At 66.3% G+C, this 17,803-nt stretch carries 15 protein-coding genes and 1 pseudogene; 8 read left to right on the forward strand and 8 right to left on the reverse strand.

Going from position 1 to position 17,803, the window contains the following annotated elements; genetic code table 11:
• Nucleotides 1–19: 19 nt before the first annotated feature.
• From aroG to J2P76_RS14575, 3 genes are all read right to left on the reverse strand, one after another.
• Nucleotides 20–1,093, reverse strand: coding sequence for a 3-deoxy-7-phosphoheptulonate synthase AroG (gene aroG / locus J2P76_RS14565; RefSeq protein ID WP_207408408.1), 1,074 nt, complete (start codon nt 1,091–1,093; stop codon nt 20–22).
• Between the two features lie 248 nt (nt 1,094–1,341).
• Nucleotides 1,342–2,802 (reverse strand): metalloprotease TldD, encoded by a 1,461-nt coding sequence (gene tldD, locus J2P76_RS14570; protein ID WP_207408409.1) that lies wholly within the window; start codon nt 2,800–2,802, stop codon nt 1,342–1,344.
• Between the two features lie 13 nt (nt 2,803–2,815).
• Nucleotides 2,816–3,634 (reverse strand): carbon-nitrogen hydrolase family protein, encoded by an 819-nt coding sequence (locus J2P76_RS14575; protein ID WP_207408410.1) that lies wholly within the window; start codon nt 3,632–3,634, stop codon nt 2,816–2,818.
• A 164-nt stretch (nt 3,635–3,798) separates the two neighbouring features.
• On the opposite strand from J2P76_RS14575, the gene J2P76_RS14580 reads away from it, so the two are divergent.
• The gene (locus J2P76_RS14580) at nt 3,799–4,161 is read left to right on the forward strand and encodes an H-NS family nucleoid-associated regulatory protein (RefSeq protein WP_207408411.1); all 363 of its coding nucleotides are present in this window, start codon (nt 3,799–3,801) and stop codon (nt 4,159–4,161) included.
• Between the two features lie 96 nt (nt 4,162–4,257).
• Here J2P76_RS14580 and J2P76_RS14585 read toward each other — a convergent pair whose 3' ends face one another.
• Nucleotides 4,258–4,896, reverse strand: a complete 639-nt coding sequence (locus J2P76_RS14585; protein ID WP_207408412.1) for a DUF4136 domain-containing protein — start codon at nt 4,894–4,896, stop codon at nt 4,258–4,260.
• 140 nt (nt 4,897–5,036) lie between these two features.
• Between J2P76_RS14585 and pepN the strand changes: the two genes are divergently transcribed.
• Together pepN and J2P76_RS14595 are read left to right on the forward strand one after the other, a co-directional pair.
• Nucleotides 5,037–7,745, forward strand: a complete 2,709-nt coding sequence (pepN, locus tag J2P76_RS14590; protein WP_207408413.1) for an aminopeptidase N — start codon at nt 5,037–5,039, stop codon at nt 7,743–7,745.
• 37 nt (nt 7,746–7,782) lie between these two features.
• On the forward strand, nt 7,783–8,823 hold the full coding sequence (locus tag J2P76_RS14595) for a class 1 fructose-bisphosphatase (RefSeq protein ID WP_207408414.1): 1,041 nt from the start codon (nt 7,783–7,785) through the stop codon (nt 8,821–8,823).
• A 12-nt stretch (nt 8,824–8,835) separates the two neighbouring features.
• On the opposite strand, the gene J2P76_RS14600 is transcribed toward J2P76_RS14595, so the two are convergent.
• The 4 genes from J2P76_RS14600 to alaC all read right to left on the reverse strand — a co-directional run bounded on the left by J2P76_RS14600 (nt 8,836) and on the right by alaC (nt 13,368).
• On the reverse strand, nt 8,836–9,057 hold the full coding sequence (locus tag J2P76_RS14600) for a YgdI/YgdR family lipoprotein (protein WP_207408415.1): 222 nt from the start codon (nt 9,055–9,057) through the stop codon (nt 8,836–8,838).
• A gap of 220 nt (nt 9,058–9,277) precedes the next feature.
• Nucleotides 9,278–10,687, reverse strand: coding sequence for a threonine synthase (gene thrC, locus J2P76_RS14605; protein WP_207408416.1), 1,410 nt, complete (start codon nt 10,685–10,687; stop codon nt 9,278–9,280).
• The gene (locus J2P76_RS14610) at nt 10,684–11,988 is read right to left on the reverse strand and encodes a homoserine dehydrogenase (RefSeq protein ID WP_207409213.1); all 1,305 of its coding nucleotides are present in this window, start codon (nt 11,986–11,988) and stop codon (nt 10,684–10,686) included. The genes thrC and J2P76_RS14610 overlap by 4 nt, the downstream gene beginning before the upstream one ends.
• Nucleotides 11,989–12,180: 192 nt before the next feature.
• Nucleotides 12,181–13,368 (reverse strand): alanine transaminase, encoded by a 1,188-nt coding sequence (gene alaC, locus J2P76_RS14615; RefSeq protein ID WP_207408417.1) that lies wholly within the window; start codon nt 13,366–13,368, stop codon nt 12,181–12,183.
• Between the two features lie 184 nt (nt 13,369–13,552).
• On the opposite strand from alaC, the gene J2P76_RS14620 reads away from it, so the two are divergent.
• From J2P76_RS14620 to J2P76_RS14640, 5 genes and pseudogenes are all read left to right on the forward strand, one after another.
• Entirely contained in the window at nt 13,553–14,011 is a 459-nt protein-coding gene (locus tag J2P76_RS14620; RefSeq protein ID WP_207408418.1) for an Mth938-like domain-containing protein, read from the forward strand.
• Nucleotides 14,008–14,472 carry a peroxiredoxin gene (locus tag J2P76_RS14625; RefSeq protein ID WP_207408419.1) on the forward strand — a complete coding sequence of 155 codons (465 nt, stop codon included), beginning with the start codon at nt 14,008–14,010 and terminating at the stop codon, nt 14,470–14,472. Before J2P76_RS14620 ends, J2P76_RS14625 begins: the two co-directional genes overlap by 4 nt.
• Nucleotides 14,473–14,529: 57 nt before the next feature.
• Nucleotides 14,530–16,182, forward strand: coding sequence for a PhoH family protein (locus J2P76_RS14630; protein ID WP_207408420.1), 1,653 nt, complete (start codon nt 14,530–14,532; stop codon nt 16,180–16,182).
• On the forward strand, nt 16,182–17,162 hold the full coding sequence (gene pdxA / locus J2P76_RS14635; RefSeq protein WP_207408421.1) for a 4-hydroxythreonine-4-phosphate dehydrogenase PdxA: 981 nt from the start codon (nt 16,182–16,184) through the stop codon (nt 17,160–17,162). The genes J2P76_RS14630 and pdxA overlap by 1 nt, the downstream gene beginning before the upstream one ends.
• A 207-nt stretch (nt 17,163–17,369) precedes the next feature.
• A pseudogene (locus J2P76_RS14640) lies at nt 17,370–17,717 on the forward strand (bile acid:sodium symporter); the annotation flags it as partial.
• Between the last annotated feature and the right edge of the window lie 86 nt (nt 17,718–17,803).

The following is a 17,803-nucleotide window of genomic DNA, read 5'->3' on the forward strand; positions in this document are numbered from 1 at the left end:
TCCGCCCGGCCGCGCCGCCCTACTTGCCCGCCGTCGCGGCCGCGCGGCGGCGTTCTTTCACGGCCCGCGCCAGGCGCTCGAGCACCTGCACCGAGGCGTCCCAGTCGATGCACCCGTCGGTGATGCTCTGCCCGTACACCAGCGGCTCGCCCGGCACCATGTCCTGGCGCCCGCCCAGCAAATGGCTTTCGACCATGACGCCCACGATGCGCGTGTCGCCGCCTTCGATCTGGCGCGCCACGTCGTCGATCACCAGGGGCTGGTTCTCGGGCTTTTTACTGCTGTTGGCGTGGCTGGCGTCGATCATCAGGCGCTGCGCCAGGCCCGACTTGGCCATGTCCTGGCACGCCACCGACACGCTGGCCGCGTCGTAATTGGGCGCCTTGCCGCCGCGCAGGATCACGTGGCAGTCTTCATTGCCGGCCGTGGACACGATGGCGGAATGCCCGCCTTTGGTTACCGACAGGAAATGGTGCGGCTGCGAAGCCGCCTTGATGGCGTCGACGGCGATCTTGACGTTGCCGTCGGTGCCGTTCTTGAAGCCCACCGGACACGACAGCCCGGAAGCCAGCTCGCGGTGAACCTGGCTTTCGGTCGTGCGCGCCCCGATGGCGCCCCAGGACACCAGGTCGGCAATGTATTGCGGGGTGATCATGTCCAGGAACTCGCAGCCGGCGGGCAGGCCCTGGCTGTTGATGTCCAGCAGCAGCTCGCGCGCCACGCGGATGCCGCGATTGATGTCGAAGCTGCCGTCCAGGCCCGGATCGTTGATCAGCCCTTTCCAGCCCACCGTGGTGCGCGGCTTCTCGAAGTACACCCGCATCACCACTTCCAGCTCGCCCTGCAGGCGGTCGCGCACCGGCTTGAGGCGGCCGGCATACTCCAGCGCGGCGCGGGTGTCGTGGATGGAGCACGGACCGATGACCACGATCAGGCGGTCATCCATGCCGTGCAGGATGCGGTGCATGCCCTGGCGCGCGGCGAAGACGGTTTCGGACGCCTGCTGCGTGCAGGGGAATTCGCGCATGACATGCGACGGCGGGTTCAGCTCTTTGATTTCGCGGATGCGAAGATCGTCGGTATTGTGCGACACGGTGTGCTCCTGGGTTGCCCCGCCAGGCTGACGGCACAAAAAAGCCGCCAGGGGGCTGGCGGCTTTTTTGAGGGATTTCGTACGGACTTCAGATTGAGCGCGTCCCTTCCTCCGCCAGCGGCTTCAGAAAACCATAAAAATAAAAGTAAAAAGCGGGGGACGCGAATTTCATGACGAGAAACTCTAGCACAAAAACGGCAAAGCCGCCAAGGCTGGCCTGCCAAACCGGCAGGCCGGGATGAGCCGGCTCAAGCCGTGCCGCCCACCGTCAGCCCATCCATGCGCACCGTGGGCATGCCCACGCCCACGGGCACGCTCTGGCCGTCTTTGCCGCAAGTGCCCACGCCCGAATCCAGCTGCAGGTCGTTGCCGATCAGGCTGACGCGGTTCATGGCGTCGGGGCCGTTGCCGATCAGGGTGGCGCCCTTGACCGGATAAGTGACCTTGCCGTTCTCGATCATGTAAGCCTCGGAGGCCGAGAACACGAACTTGCCGTTGGTGATATCGACCTGGCCGCCGCCGAAATTGGCCGCGTAGATGCCGTGCTTGACCGAGGCGATGATTTCCTCGGGCGGCGTCTGGCCGGCCAGCATGTAGGTGTTGGTCATGCGCGGCATGGGCAGGTGCGCGAACGATTCGCGCCGTCCGTTGCCGGTGGCGGCTGTTTTCATCAGGCGCGCGTTCAGCGTGTCTTGCATATAGCCGCGCAGGATGCCGTCTTCGATCAGCACGTTGCGCTGCGTGGCATTGCCTTCGTCGTCGATGTTCAGCGAACCGCGGCGGTCGGGCAGCGTGCCGTCATCGATCACCGTAACGCCCCTGGACGCGACGCGCTGGCCGATGCGCCCGGAGAACACGCTGGAACCCTTGCGGTTGAAGTCGCCTTCCAGGCCATGGCCCACGGCCTCGTGCAGCAGGATGCCCGGCCACCCCGAACCCAGCACGACCGTCATCTCGCCCGCCGGGGCCGGGCGTGCGTCCAGGTTCACCATGGCTTCGTGCACGGCGCGCTCGACATAGCCCTGCAGGATGTCTTCAGAGAAATAGGCCAGCCCCAAGCGTCCGCCGCCGCCGGCATGGCCCATTTCGCGGCGCCCGTTGCGTTCGGCGATCACCGTCAGGGACAGCCGCACCAGCGGACGCACGTCAGCCGCCAGGCGGCCGTCGCTGCCGGCCACCAGCACGACATCGTATTCGGCCCCAAGACCGGCCATGACCTGGATGACATGCGGATCGCGCGCGCGCGCCATGCGTTCCACCTGTTCAAGCAGGGCCACTTTCTGCGGCGCGCTCAGCGTGGCCAGCGGGTCGAGATCGGCATACAGGCTGCGCCCGGCCTCGGGCGGCACCTGGGCCGCCACCTTGACCCTGCCGGCGCCGCGGCGGGCAATGCCGCGCACGGTACGCGCCGACGAGAGCAGCGCCTCGGGCGACAGCGAATCGGAATAGGCGAACGCGGTTTTTTCGCCGCTGATGGCGCGCACCCCCACGCCCTGCCCGATCGAAAAACTGCCGGTCTTGACGATGCCCTCTTCCAGGCTCCAGCCTTCGCTGCGCGTGTACTGGAAATACAGGTCGGCATAATCGACCTTGTGGGTGAAGATTTCGCCCAGCGCGCGGGCCATGTCGGCTTCGGTCAGGCCCCACGGGTCGAGCAGCAGCGACTTGGCCGTGGCCAGGGATTGGATATCGGGATCGATCAGGTTCATAAGGTTTCTGTCTTTACAGGACTCGGTGGCGCAATGCCGGCAGCGATGCGCGCACTTGCGCCAGGCGCTCAGCCTCTATGGTACCGCTGACCACGCCCGGCCCTTCGGGCAGCACGTCGACGACCTCGCCCCAGGGGTCGATCAGCATGGAATGGCCCCAGGTGCGCCGGCCGTTCGGGTGGTGCCCGCCCTGCGCGGCGGCCAGCACGTAACATTGGTTCTCGATGGCGCGCGCCCGCAGCAGCAGCTCCCAGTGCGCCTTGCCAGTGGTATAGGTGAAGGCGGCCGGCACCAGAATCAAGTCCACCTGCCCCAGGGCCCGGTAAAGCTCGGGAAATCGCAAGTCATAGCAGACCGACAGCCCCACCTTGCCCCACGGCGCGTCGAAGGCGCGCACGGTATCGCCCGGGCGGATGGCGATGGATTCGTCATAGGCCTCGGCGCCGCGCTGGAAATTGAATAAATGGATTTTGTCGTAGCGCGCCACCGGCTGGCCGTCGGGGCCGTAGACGAACGTCGTATTGAATACCCTGCCCGGATCCGGGCAGGCCAGCGGCAGCGTGCCGCCCGCCAGCCAGACGCCATGCTGTTGCGCCTGGGCCGACAGGAAATCCTGGATCGGCCCCTGGCCGGGCTGCTCTTTTATTTCCAGTTTCTGAAGATCGCCCCGCCCCATAAAACAAAAATATTCAGGCAGCGAAATCAGCCGGGCGCCCGCCGCGGCCGCCTGCCCGATTAATTCGCCGGCCTGGCGCAGATTATCCTGCACGTCGGGCGTGGAGACCATCTGGATGGCGGCCACTGCCGTTGAATTCGACCCGGAAACACCCATTTTTCAGCCCTCTGGAAATGACAAAGACGACGCACAATAATGAATCGGCGGGATATTTTATGTATTATGCGAAGAATGGCCGGTGAATATGGCCATTATTACCTGCTCTGCACCGCTCTTAATTACCGGCACCAGACCGAACCTATTATCTTCCAGGACTCACCATGCCCCGTGAAACCTACTCCGCCCTTCAGGCAAAAATAGAAAAAGAAATCAACAAATTGCAAAAGAAGGCGGAAGCTCTGCAAACCAAGCGCCGCAAACCGGTTATTGCATCCATTGTGGCGTCGATGCGCGAATACAATATTACCCCCGAAGAAATCGCCGCGGCCTTCGGCGGCGCGTCGAAAACGCCGCGCGCCTCGGCCGGCCGCAAGGCCGCCCCCGCCGCCAAGCGCCAGGTGGCGCCCAAGTACCGCCACCCCAAGACCGGCGAAACCTGGAGCGGCCGCGGCAAGGCGCCGCGCTGGCTTACCGCCGAAGAGGCGGAAGGCAACAGCCGCGAAACCTTCCTGATCGCCGAGTAAATCAGGCCCGGGCCGGCGCCGGGCTATTCGGCCCGGCATTATCCGTGGCGCCGGCCCGCGCTGAAAACCGCCGCCTTATACCAGCCGCCTGGCCGCTCAGCGGTCAAGCGGATATTCGACTTCGCGTTCCGAGCCATTATTGCCCGGGAAATTATCGAATATCGCGCGCACCAGATACGGCATGGTCCGTACCAGGTCTTCGCGGCCCGTAACAATATAGGCGGTGGCCCGATATACCTCGGCGCCATTGCGCGCCGTATCGTGGATTTCCACACTGAGGCGGTTGCGGTACGCCACGGTGGGCACGTCGACCCAGTCGGGGCCCCAATAACCCATGCCGCCGCCCCACCAGCGCGGCCCGTAAAAACCGCCGTAGCCGCCATAAAAATACGGATCATAGGCGCGGCGCACCATGACCTGGGTCTGTTCGGCCCCGTACTTGAATGAAACCTTGAAACGCGCCGGCTTGCCCGCCGGGGCCTCGACCAGCCCGGTGGGCCCGATTCCGGCGCGCATGGTGTCCTGGTAGGCCTGGTATTCCAGGTTGTCGGCCTGGCCGGGGTCGGCGTCGACGAAGCGGTAGGTCTGGCCGACCACGTCGGCGGGCCATTGCTGGAACGACGTGACGCGGGCCTCTACGGTGGGCGTGGCGCAGCCCGTCAGCAACCCGGCCGACAACGCGACTGCCAGGCCGGCCCATCGCCAAAAGCCGGGCCACATTCTGGATTGGGACATAAGCATCTCCGATGGGCGCCATCATACGTAGATTTCGACCATGCCGGTGAATGAAAGTTTTCAACCGGATATTTCTTCCCATATATGGCCGGCGGGGTCCTACTACAATACGTCATTGCCCATTCTGAATTGATCCCCGCATGCGCACCGAAACGCCTGTAACCGTATATCGCAAGGATTATCAGCCCTATCCTTATGCCATTCCGGAAGTCGCGCTGGCGTTCGACCTGGACCCGGAATCCACGCAGGTACACAGCACGCTGCGCATCGAACGCAAGCCCGACGCGCCCGCCGACGCGCCGCTGGTGCTGGACGGCACCGAACTGGAGCTGGTGTCCCTGCAGGTGGACGGCCAGCCCTGGCCGGCCGGCCGCTATACGCTGGACGATAGCGCCCTGACGCTGTCCGGGCTGCCAGCCGGCGCCACGATCGACATCGTCAGCCGCTGCCGGCCCAGCGCCAATTCCACCCTGATGGGCCTGTATGTATCGGGCGGCAATTTCTTCACCCAATGCGAGGCCGAGGGCTTCCGGCGCATTACCTGGTTTGCCGACCGGCCCGACGTCATGTCGCGCTACCGTGTCACGCTGCGCGCCACGCCCGACTACCCGGTGCTGCTGTCCAATGGCAACCTGCTGGCCACGCGCGCCCTGCCCGATGGCCGCCAGGAAGCGCAATGGGAAGATCCGTTCCCCAAGCCCTGCTACCTGTTCGCGCTGGTGGCCGGGCGCCTGACCCACCGCGAAACCACGGTGCAGACCGCCAGCGGCCGCCCCGTGCTGCTGCAGGTGTACAGCGACCCCGGTTCGGAAGACCGCACCGAATGGGCGCTGCAATCGCTGGCGCGGGCGCTGCGCTGGGACGAGGCCCGCTTCGGCCTGGAACTCGACCTGGACCGCTTCATGGTGGTGGCGGTGCGCGACTTCAACATGGGGGCCATGGAAAACAAGGGCCTCAACATCTTCAATGCCGCCTATGTGCTGGCCGACCCGCACACCGCCACCGACGCCAACTACGAAGGCATCGAGGCCGTGATCGGGCATGAATACTTCCACAACTGGACCGGCAATCGCGTCACCTGCCGCGACTGGTTCCAGCTCAGCCTGAAAGAAGGCCTGACCGTCTTCCGCGACCAGGAATTCACCGCCGACATGATGGCCCGCGACCTCGACGCCGCGGCGGCCGCCAGCGCCCGCGCCGTCAAGCGCATCGACGATGTGGTCACCCTGCGGGCGGCGCAGTATCCGGAAGACGCCGGTCCCATGGCCCACCCGATACGCCCCGAAAGCTACCAGGAAATCGGCAATTTCTATACCGCCACGGTGTACGAGAAAGGCGCCGAGGTGATCCGCATGCAGCATACCCTGTTGGGCGCGCAAGGCTTCCGCGCCGGCATGGACGAGTATTTCCGGCGCCACGACGGCCAGGCCGTGACCTGCGACGATTTCGTGGCCGCCATGGAATCGGTGTACGCGCGCCAGCATCCCGGCCGCGACCTCTCGGTGTTCCGCCGCTGGTACCGCCAGGCCGGCACGCCGCGCGTGGCCGTGACGCTGGACTACGACGCAGCGTCCAGGCAGTGCATCGTCACGCTGTCTCAGCGCTGCCCGCCGGTGGGCGTGGAAAAACGCGCCGGCGACGGCTACGTGAAGGCGCCGCTGCATATTCCTTTTGCCCTCGGCCTGCTCGACCCGCAAGGCCGCGCGCTGCCGCTGCACCTGGCCGGCGGCGCGCCGCAAGATACCGCGCTGCTTGAGCTCACCCAGGAAACCCAGCAATGGGTGTTCCACGACATCCCGGCCCAGCCGGTGCCGTCGCTGCTGCGCGGCTTTTCCGCGCCGGTGATCGTCGAATACAACTGGAGCGACGCCGAGCTGGCCCTGCTGTCGGCCCACGACAGCGACCCTTTCGCGCGCTGGGAAGCCGGCCAGGAACTGGCCACGCGCCAGATCCTGGCGCTGGCGGCGCGCCACCAGGCCGGCGCGCCCATGCAGGCCGACGCCGCCTTCATCCAGGCGTGGCGCGCCCTGCTTACCGATCCGGCGCTCGACGCGGGCTACCGCGCCCGCGCCCTGGCGCTGCCGTCGGAAAAAACCCTGGCCGAACGCATGGAAGCCATCGATCCGCCGGCCCTGGCGGCCGCGCGCGACTTCCTGCGCGCCGAACTGGGCCGCGAACTGGCGGCCGAATGGCGGGCCGCGCTCGAGGCCAACCAGACGCCCGGCCCGTACAGCCCGGCGCCCGGCCCGGCCGGCCGGCGCGCGCTGAAGAACCAGGCGCTGGGGCATCTGATGGCCGCCGGCCTGGACGGCGCGCAGGCACTGGCCCAGTCGCAATTCGACCAGGCCGGCAACATGACCGACAGCCTGGCCGCACTGTCCGCCCTGGTGAACCACGGACAGTCCCAGGCCGCCGCCCAGGCGCTGGCCGCTTTTTACACGCGCTGGCAGGACGATCCGCTGGTCATCGACAAATGGTTCACGCTGCAGGCCACCGCGCGCGGCACCGATGTCGAGGCAGTGCGGGCGCTGATGGCGCACCCGGCTTTCACGCTGCGCAATCCCAACCGCGCCCGCGCGCTGGTGTTCCAGTTCTGCCTGAACAACGCGCGCGGCCTGCATCGCGCCGATGGCGCCGGCTACGCCTACTGGGCCGAACAAGTGCTGGCGCTCGACGCCCTGAACCCCGAAATCGCCGCCCGCCTGGCCCGGGCGCTCGACAACTGGGGCCGCTTCGTGCCGGCCCTGCGCGCGCCCATGCAGGCCGCGCTGCAGCGCGTGCGCGGCCACGCCGGACTATCGCGCAACGTGCTGGAAATCGTATCCAAGGCGCTGGAATTCGCCTCCTGAATTCCGCGCCCTCATTCGCTGCTTACGGAGATCGCTCTTGAAACGCAAAACCCTTACCCAATACCTGGTCGAGCAGCAGCGCTCGGCCAACGCCCTGGCCCCCGAGGTGCGGCTGCTGATCGAAGTCGTGGCGCGCGCCTGCAAGGCCATCAGCCATGCCGTCAGCAAAGGCGCGCTGGGCGGCGTGCTGGGCAGCCTCGAATCCGAAAACGTGCAGGGCGAGGTGCAGAAAAAGCTCGACGTGCTGTCCAATGAGATCCTGCTCGAGGCCAACGAATGGGGCGGCCACCTGGCGGCGATGGCGTCCGAAGAAATGGAAACCATCCACCTGATCCCCAACCGCTACCCCAAGGGCGAATACCTGCTGCTGTTCGATCCGCTGGACGGCTCATCGAACATCGACGTCAACGTGTCGATCGGCACGATTTTCTCGGTGCTGCGCGCCCCGCACCGCGTGGCGGGCGCCGACGAAGTCTGCGAACAGGATTTCCTGCAGCCGGGCAGCCAGCAGGTGGCCGCGGGCTATGCGGTGTACGGCCCGCAGACCATGCTGGTGCTGACCATCGGCACCGGCGTGGTGGGCTTCACGCTCGACCGCGAAATGGGCTCGTGGGTGCTCACGCACGAGCAGATGCGGGTGCCCGAGGACACCAAGGAATTCGCCATCAACATGTCGAACATGCGCCACTGGGCGCCGCCGGTCAAGCGCTACATCGATGAATGCCTGGCCGGCAAGACCGGCCCGCTGGGCAAAGACTACAACATGCGCTGGATCGCCTCGATGGTGGCCGACGTGCATCGCATCATCACGCGCGGCGGCATTTTCATGTACCCGTGGGATGCGCGTGAACCCGGCAAGGCGGGCAAGCTGCGCCTGATGTACGAAGCCAACCCGATGAGCATGATCATCGAGCAGGCCGGCGGCGCGGCCATCGACGGCAAGCAGCGCATCCTGGACATCCAGCCCGACAAGCTGCACCAGCGCGTCAGCGTGATCCTGGGCTCGAAGAACGAAGTCGAACGGGTCGGACGCTATCACGCCGAGGCCGGCCAGGTGCCAGGCGCCGCTGGAGCCTGACACCCGACACCGCTACTTCACTTCTTCGATGGTCTTCACATCGTCCTTGTTGACCTGGACTTTGTGGCCGTCTTTCTCGTATTCGTAGAAGCCCGTGTCCTCGTTGTATTGAGGCTCATCGGGGGTGACGACCTGGCTGCCGTCGCGCTTTTCCACCATAGAAGGCGACGAGCAGCCCGCCAGTACGCCGACTCCGGTCATGATCAGGGCGAGCGTCATGGTCTTCAGTTTCATGGGGCGTTTCTCCGTCAGTCTTGAAAGAACTTTCAATGTAGGGCGGGGCTTTTGCCCGCACCGTGACGGGATGTCTGCAAAATGCATAAGTCTGTAATGACAGCGGCCGCCGCCCTGTTGCGTCCCCCTGCTGCGCCGCGCCCGTGGGGCATGGCCCCAAAACAAAGCCCCCGGCTTGCGCAAGCCGGGGGCCCGGGGCGGAAAGACGCGGAAATCACCCTTACACTTTGGCATTGGCCTCGATGTAGCGTCGTACCAACTGTGCCTGGCAATCCATGATTTCGACGCGCTGCGGCAGCGATTCCAGGCCGGCCAGCGCGGGGGGCGGCGTAACCGGCCGTCCCAGCGCTTCTTCGATGGTGTCGGAAAACTTGGCCGGCAGCGCCGTTTCCAGCACCAGCATCGGCACGCCGGGCTCGACGAATTCGCGCGCGACCTTCACCCCGTCGGCCGTGTGCGGATCGACCAGCACGCCGGTGGCGTCGTAGGTGGAACGGATCACGGCCAGGCGGTCGGCGTGTGTGCTGGTGCCGGCCACGAAACCGTATTGCGACTCGAAGGCCGGCTTCAGGGCGGACAGGTCGAAGCTGCCGTCGCGCGCCAGGTCGGCCCACAGCGCCTTGACGCGCTGCGGATCGCGGCCGGCAAGATCGAAGACGAAGCGCTCGAAGTTCGAGGCCCGCGAGATATCCATGGACGGACTGGACGTGGCATAGGTGTGCTCGGCGCCGCGCGGGCGGTATATGCCGGTGCGGAAGAATTCTTCCAGCACATTGTTCTCGTTGGTGGCCAGCACCAGGCGCCGCACCGGCAGGCCCATGGCGCGCGCGATATGGCCCGACAGGATATTGCCGAAATTGCCCGAGGGCACCGCGAACGACACCTGCTGGCCGGGCGCCGAGGTGGCGCGCAGCCAGCCGTGGAAGTAATACACCACCTGCGCGGCGATGCGCGCCCAGTTGATGGAGTTCACCGCGCCGATGCGGTAGCGGGTCTTGAAATCGAGATCGCCGGCCAGCGCCTTGACGATGTCCTGGGCCTCGTCGAACACACCGCGCACGGCGATATTGTGGATGTTGTCGTCTTGCAGCGAATACATCTGCGCGCGCTGGAATGCGCTCATGCGGCCGTGCGGCGACAGCATGAACACCGCCACCCCCTGTTTGCCGCGCAGCGCGTACTCGGCCGCCGAGCCGGTGTCGCCCGAGGTGGCGCCCAGGATATTCAGCGTGGCGCCGCGCTTGGCCAGCACATATTCGAAGACCTGGCCCAGGAACTGCATCGCCATGTCCTTGAAGGCCAGCGTCGGGCCTTCGGACAGGCCGAGCAGTTGCAGGCCGCCGTCCAGCGCCCGCAGCGGCACGATGTCTTCGCTGCTGAACACGCCCTGCCGGTAGGCCGCGCGCGTCAGGCGGCGCAGGTCGTCGGCCGGGATGTCGGTGGCGAAGCGCGACAGCACCTCGAAAGCCAGGTCGGCGTACGGCAGGCCGCGCCAGCTCTCGAGCGTGTCGGCCGATATCTGCGGCAGGGTCTCGGGCACGGCCAGGCCGCCATCGGGGGCCAGGCCTTCCAGCAGGATGTCGCTGAACGCTTGCGGGGCCATGCCGCCGCGGGTGGAAATGTATTTCATGTCAGGGTCTCGACACGCAGGCGCGTGACGCTGGAGCGCACGAACGGCAATTGCTCGATGCTGCGGATGGCCTGGTCGACGTTGCCTTCGACAGCCTGGTGGGTCAGGAAGATGATGTCGGCGCCGCCGATGTGCGACGGCTGCTGGATCATCGAGCCGATGGAAATGCCGCGCTCGGCCAGGATGCGGGCAATGTCGGCCAGCACGCCGGGCTGGTCGTCGACGCGCAGGCGCAGGTAATACGAGGTGCTGACCTTGTCGATGGGCAGGATCGCCAGATCGGACAGCGCATCGGGCTGGAAGGCCAGGTGCGGCACGCGGTTGCCGGGGTCGGCCGTGTGCAGGCGGGTGACGTCGACCAGGTCGGCCACCACGGCCGAAGCGGTGGGCTCTTCGCCGGCGCCCTGCCCGTAGTACAGCGTCGGCCCCACGGCGTCGCCGCGCACCAGCACGGCGTTCATGGCGCCCTCGACGTTGGCCAGCAGGCGCTCGGCCGGCACCAGGGCCGGATGCACGCGCAGCTCGATGCCGTCGGCGCGGCGCTTGGTGATGCCCAGCAGCTTGATGCGGTAGCCCAGGCGCTCGGCATGCGCGATGTCTTCCTGGGCCAGCTGCGAAATGCCTTCGATGTGGGCCTTGTCGAACTGCACCGGCACGCCGAAGGCCAGCGAAGCCAGCAGCGTCAGCTTGTGCGCGGCATCCACGCCTTCGACGTCGAAGGTGGGATCGGCTTCGGCGTAGCCCAGGCGCTGGGCCTCGGCCAGCACGTCGGCGAACGGCAGGCCGCGCGAGCGCATTTCGGACAGGATGAAATTGGTGGTGCCGTTGATGATGCCGGCCACCCATTCGATGCGGTTGGCGGTCAGGCCCTCGCGAATGGCCTTGATGATGGGAATGCCGCCGGCGACGGCGGCCTCGAAGGCCACCATGACGCCCTGCGCCGACGCCGCGGCGAAGATCTCGTTGCCGTGCTTGGCCAGCAGCGCCTTGTTGGCCGTGACCACATGCTTGCGATGCGCGATGGCTTCGAGCACCAGTTCGCGCGCCAGGGTGTCGCCGCCGATGAGCTCGACCACGATGTCGACTTCGGGGTCGCGCACCAGCGCGTGCACGTCGGTATCGACCGTGACGGCGTCGCCGACGCGGCTGCGCGCCTTGGCCACGTCGCGCACCGCGACACGGCTGATCTCGATGCGCCGGCCGGCGCGGCGGCCGATTTCTTCGGCATTGCGGGCCAGCACGCTCCAGGTGCCGCCGCCCACCACGCCCAGGCCCAGCAGGCCGATCTTGATAGGCTTGATTTCGGCGCCGGGCCGCGGATGCTGCAGGGGTATTGCGTTTGTCATCTCAGTTTTCCATTACGCCACGCGCACCCGCGCCGCATGAAACAGGTGCGGCTCGACCGGGGACGCCGCGGAGCCGGCTTTGCCGGTCCGCCAGCGTCGCCCCCTTGAGGGGGAAGCGCGTAGCGCTTCGGGGGTGGGCTTCATGCGTCATTTCAGGAGGCCGTCCTTGCGGAACATGTCTTTGATGCCTCGCACCGCCTGGCGCGTGCGCTGCTCGTTTTCGATGAGCGCGAAGCGCACGTATTCGTCGCCGTATTCGCCGAAGCCGATGCCGGGCGACACCGCGACCTTGGCGTCGGACAGCACGCGCTTGGCGAATTCCAGCGAACCCATGGCGCGGTAGGGCTCGGGAATCTGCGCCCAGATGTACATGGACGCCTTGGGAATCTCGACATTCCAGCCGGCCTCGTGCAGGCCGCGCACCAGCACGTCGCGGCGGCTGCGGTACTGCTCGACGACTTCGCTGACGCAGTCTTGCGGGCCGTCGAGCGCGGCGATGGACGCCACCTGGATAGGCGTGAACGTGCCGTAGTCGTGGTAGCTCTTGATGCGCGCCAGCGCGTTGACGAGCTCGCGGTTGCCCACCATGTAGCCGATGCGCCAGCCAGCCATGTTGTAGCTTTTGCTCATGGTGAAGAATTCCACCGCCACGTCGCGCGCGCCGGGCACCTGCATGATGGACGGCGCCACGTAGCCGTCGAAACAGATATCGGCGTAGGCCAGGTCGTGCACCACCAGGATGTCGTGCTCTTTGGCCAGCGCCACCACCCGCTCGAAGAACGTCAGGTCGACGCACTGCGCCGTGGGATTGCTGGGGAAGCCCAGGATCATCATCTTGGGCTTGGGAATCGATTCGCGCACGGCGCGCTCGAGCTCTTCGAAGAAATCCACGCCCGGGGTCATGCGCACCGAACGGATATTGGCGCCGGCGATGACCGCCCCGTAAATATGAATGGGATAGCTGGGGTTGGGCACCAGCACCGTGTCGCCGCGGTCGAGCGTGGCCAGCATCAGGTGCGCCAGGCCTTCTTTGGACCCGATGGTGACGATGGCTTCGCTGTCGGGATCGAATTCGACCGCGTAGCGGCGCTGGTACCAGTCGCAAATCGCCTTGCGCAGACGCGGGATGCCCTTGGATACCGAGTAGCCGTGCGTGGTGGGGCGGGTCGAGGCCTCGACCAGCTTGTCGACGATGTGCTTGGGCGTGGGGCCGTCGGGGTTGCCCATGGACATGTCGATGATGTCCTCTCCGCGCCGCCGGGCGGCCATCTTGAGCTCGCCGGTGATATTGAACACGTACGGGGGCAGACGCTCGATGCGGGAGAACTTCCTCATGGGAATGATTCCTTGGTTAAGGCGGGGAAAACGAGAGGGGTTGCGGTGCAGCAAAACTCAGTAATCTAGCGCAAGCAGGCCCAGGCGGCAAATGGGGATATTCTGTCCCCAATGCCCGTGGATACCCTGCAACATGGGCTCATTCCGATGCGCTATGATCGGAATCATAAAGCCGGAGTTTTTATTGAAGCTGCACACCGACCCTGCATCGGCCCTGAATACCGTTACCGCCTACGGTGACGGCTATATCGAGGTCAACCAGGTACGATTTTCCCACGCGGTAGCCTTTGGCCCCGAAGGCGCCGTTGCCGAATGGCCGGTCCAGGCCGCCACCGACATCACCCCCGCCCTGCTCCAGCAGGCCGCCGGCCTGACCGAGGCCCCGCGCGACCCCATGGCGTTCCTGGATGCCCCCGAAACGGCCGCCCCCACGGCCGGCCAGGGCCCGGAAGTGCTGCTGGTGGGCACGGGCAGCCGGCAGCGGCTGCTGGGCCAGCAAGTGTTGCGCCCCCTGCTGGCGGCCGGCATCGGCGTCGAGGTCATGGATACCCAGGCGGCCGCCCGCACCTACAACATCCTGATGGCAGAAGGCCGGCGCGTGGTCGTCGCGCTGCTGCCCACCCAAGGAGATACCCCCGCATGACGCCGCACATAGGCAAGCCCGCGCCGCAATTCACCGCCGAAAGCACGATCGGCCCCATCAGCCTCGAACAGTGCCGCGGCCGCGCCGTGATTCTGTATTTTTATCCCAAAGACAACACCCCCGGCTGCACCACCGAAAGCCAGGATTTCCGCGACCTGCACGCCGATTTTCTGTCGGCCGGGGCCGTGGTGGTGGGCATTTCGCGCGACTCGCTGAAATCGCACCAGAATTTCCAGACCAAGTACCAGTTGCCCTTCCCTCTTATTTCAGACACGGACGAAACGGTATGCAATCTGTACGGCGTCATCAAGCAGAAGAATATGTACGGTAAACAGGTACGCGGCATCGAACGCAGCACGTTTCTGGTCGATGCCGAGGGCCGCCTGGTGCAGGAATGGCGCGGGGTCAAGGTGCCCAACCACGCCAGCGAAGTGCTGCAGGCCGCCCGCAGTATCGGTTGAACCCGTACTGGAATCATCGTCAGGCGCTATAGCCGGCCCCACAGGAGAATCACCTATATGCCGCTACCGAAGTTGCCCTCCCGACCCGCAGCCATCCTGACATTCCCCTCGGGCGAAGCCGCCCGAAGCAAGACCCGGCCGGCCAAGCGTGCCGAACCGGCCGCTCCCGCCCCCGCCGCAAAACCGCTGCCGGTGCAGCCCGAACTCGACGGCTTCAAGCCGCAGGCCGCCGCCAGCGCGGCCGTTCCCGCCCCCGCGCCGGTGGCCGCCGTCCGTCCGGCCAAGCCGGCCCCCGCCGCGGCGCGCAAGCCCAAGACCCGCGCCCAGCAGGCGGCCCGCAAGCTGTTCGTGCTGGACACCAACGTGCTGCTGCACGATCCGTCGTCGCTGTTCCGCTTCGAAGAACACGACATCTTCCTGCCCATGATGACGCTGGAAGAGCTCGACCACCAGAAAAAGGGCATGTCGGAAGTGGCGCGCAATGCGCGCCAGGTCAGCCGCTCGCTGGACGCGCTGGTGCACGACGCCAGGCAGCTCGATGACGGCCTGGAACTGAGCGCGCTGGGCAACAAGGATGCCACCGGCCGCCTGTTGTTCCAGACCACGGCCATTCACAGCACCCTGCCGTCGGACCTGCCCATGGGCAAGGCCGACAACCAGATCCTGGGAGTGGTGCGCGCCCTGCAAGAGAAATTCCCGCAGCGCGAAGTCGTGCTGGTGTCCAAGGACATCAACATGCGCCTGAAGGCCCGCACGCTGGGCATGGCGGCCGAGGACTACTACAACGACCACGTCCTGGAAGACACCGACCTGATGTATTCGGGCGTGATGCAGCTGCCCGAAGACTTCTGGAACCGCCACGGCAAAGACGTGGAGTCCTGGCAGCAGGGCGGCACCACGTTCTACCGCGTGCACGGGCCGCTGTGTTCGCAGTTCATGGTGAACCAGTTCGTTTACTTCGAAGGTCAGATGCCGCTGTATGCGCAGGTGCGCGAGGTCAGCGGCAAGACCGCCGTGCTGGCCACGCTGCGCGACTACACCCACGGCAAGAACAATGTGTGGGGCATCACCGCGCGCAACCGCGAACAGAACTTCGCCCTGAACCTGCTGATGAACCCCGATTGCGACTTCGTGTCGCTGCTGGGCCAGGCCGGCACCGGCAAGACCCTGCTGGCCCTGGCGGCGGGCATTACGCAAGTGCTGGAAACCAAGCGCTACACCGAAATCATCATGACGCGCGTCACGGTGCCGGTGGGCGAAGACATCGGCTTCCTGCCCGGCACCGAAGAAGAAAAGATGCTGCCCTGGATGGGCGCGCTGGAAGACAACCTGGACGTGCTCAACATGGGCGATGGCGACGGCGGCGACTGGGGCCGCGCGGCCACCATGGACCTGATCCGCTCGCGCATCAAGGTGAAATCGCTGAACTTCATGCGCGGCCGCACCTTCCTAAACAAGTACCTGATCATCGACGAGGCGCAGAACCTGACGCCCAAGCAGATGAAGACCCTGGTCACCCGGGCCGGCCCGGGCACCAAGGTGGTGTGCCTGGGCAACGTGGCGCAGATCGACACCCCCTACCTTACCGAGGGCAGTTCGGGCCTGACCTTCGTGGTGGACCGCTTCAAGGGGTGGCCGCACGCCGGCCACGTCACGCTGCAGCGCGGCGAACGCTCGCGCCTGGCCGATTATGCGGGCGACGTCCTGTAATGCATGAGCATGCGCCGGTCGGCATCACCATGGGCGATGCCGCCGGCATCGGCCCGGAAATCGTCGTCAAGGCCTGTGCGCAGGGCCTGAAGGCACCGGCGGTCGTGTATGGCGACGCCGATGCCATGCGACGCGCCGCTGCGCTGCTGGGTGCGCGCCTGGACATTGCCGAGATCGACGATGCCGGCCAGGCCCGGGGCGGCCCGGGCCGCATCGAGGTGGTGTCCTGCGCGGCGCCGCTGCCCGCCGGCCTGCCAGCCGGCCGCGCCAGCGCCGCCGCGGGCCAGGCCGCCTACGATTACCTGTGCGCGGCCATCGACGACGCCCAGGCCGGCCGCATCCGCGCCATTGTCACCGCCCCGCTGAGCAAGCATTCCATGCACCTGGCCGGCATCGACCAGCCGGGCCACACCGAGATCCTGGCCGAGCGCTCGCACACGGCCGATTTCGCCATGATGCTGGCCAACGATGAATTGCGCGTGCTGCTGGTCACCATTCACATGGCGCTGGCGGACGTGCCGCGCGCCATCACGCCCCAGGCCGAGGCGCGCGCGATGAAGCTGGCCGACCGGGCCTGCCGCCAGATGGGCATCGCCAGGCCGCGCATCGCCGTGACCGGCCTGAACCCGCACGCCGGCGAAGACGGCAAGTTCGGGCGCGAAGACCTGGACATCATCGCGCCGGCCATCGCCCAGGCGCGCGCCGACGGCCTGGACGTCTCGGGCCCCTGGCCCGGCGACACCGTCTTCATGCGCGCCCGGCGCGGCGAGTTCGATATCGTGGTGGCGCAGTACCACGACCAGGGCCTGATCCCGGTGAAGTACCTGGGCGTGGACCAGGGCGTCAACGTCACCGTCGGCCTGCCCTTCGTGCGCACCAGCGTCGACCACGGCACCGCCTTCGACATCGCCTGGAAGGGCGTGGCCGACCATTCCTCACTAGTCGCCGCCTTCGACCTGGCGCTGGCCATGACGCCTTAGCATCCGGGTGTCTTCAGGCCATCGGTGTCCGACACCCTGGGGGAGTCGGACACCTTGGTGATTTGAATCCGCGCGGGACGGGGCCAAACGCAAACCCGATCACAAGCCCCGCTCCTAACAGCAGCCTGAACACCCGCGCCCGGCAGGCCGTCTACAATACCGCCCTTTGGCCGCCGCCCGGCCGCAGTCTGCCAGCAACCGCCTTCCATGTCCCGCTACGCCCGCTTCCTGCCCGACCGCTTCACGCTGTTCCTCATCATCACCGTCCTGCTCGCCAGCGTGCTGCCCGCCCACGGCAAGGGGATCGTGGCATTTACCTGGATCACCAACATCGGCATCGCCCTGCTGTTCTTCCTGCACGGCGCGCGGCTGCCGCGCGAAGCCATCGTTGCCGGCTTCACTCACTGGCGGCTGCACCTGACGATCTTCTCGGCCACCTTCATCATGTTTCCGCTGCTGGGCGTGGCCCTCAAGCCCGTGCTGCAGCCCCTGGTCACCCCCGAGCTCTACNCCGTCTCAGTCGTACGGTGTCCGACACCCTGCGGGAGTCAGACACCTTGGCGCTGATTCGGGTGAACGGTTATTTCCGCCGCGCAGGGCGCCCGGACGGCACCGTGAAGCCGAGGCAGCCCCGCCACCCC

The organism is Bordetella petrii (assembly GCF_017356245.1).
GTDB lineage: Bacteria > Pseudomonadota > Gammaproteobacteria > Burkholderiales > Burkholderiaceae_B > Bordetella_A > Bordetella_A petrii_D.

What these genes read in the sequence shown, in the direction of transcription:
- J2P76_RS14585 (WP_207408412.1), bottom strand. Translation starts at nt 4,896, where the DNA reads ATGTCCCAATCCAGAATGTGGCCCGGCTTTTGGCGATGGGCCGGCCTG.
- thrC (WP_207408416.1), bottom strand. Translation starts at nt 10,687, where the DNA reads ATGAAATACATTTCCACCCGCGGCGGCATGGCCCCGCAAGCGTTCAGC.
- pepN (WP_207408413.1), top strand. Translation starts at nt 5,037, where the DNA reads ATGCGCACCGAAACGCCTGTAACCGTATATCGCAAGGATTATCAGCCC.
- J2P76_RS14580 (WP_207408411.1), top strand. Translation starts at nt 3,799, where the DNA reads ATGCCCCGTGAAACCTACTCCGCCCTTCAGGCAAAAATAGAAAAAGAA.
- pdxA (WP_207408421.1), top strand. Translation starts at nt 16,182, where the DNA reads ATGCATGAGCATGCGCCGGTCGGCATCACCATGGGCGATGCCGCCGGC.
- J2P76_RS14630 (WP_207408420.1), top strand. Translation starts at nt 14,530, where the DNA reads ATGCCGCTACCGAAGTTGCCCTCCCGACCCGCAGCCATCCTGACATTC.
- J2P76_RS14600 (WP_207408415.1), bottom strand. Translation starts at nt 9,057, where the DNA reads ATGAAACTGAAGACCATGACGCTCGCCCTGATCATGACCGGAGTCGGC.
- alaC (WP_207408417.1), bottom strand. Translation starts at nt 13,368, where the DNA reads ATGAGGAAGTTCTCCCGCATCGAGCGTCTGCCCCCGTACGTGTTCAAT.
- J2P76_RS14625 (WP_207408419.1), top strand. Translation starts at nt 14,008, where the DNA reads ATGACGCCGCACATAGGCAAGCCCGCGCCGCAATTCACCGCCGAAAGC.
- tldD (WP_207408409.1), bottom strand. Translation starts at nt 2,802, where the DNA reads ATGAACCTGATCGATCCCGATATCCAATCCCTGGCCACGGCCAAGTCG.
- J2P76_RS14575 (WP_207408410.1), bottom strand. Translation starts at nt 3,634, where the DNA reads ATGGGTGTTTCCGGGTCGAATTCAACGGCAGTGGCCGCCATCCAGATG.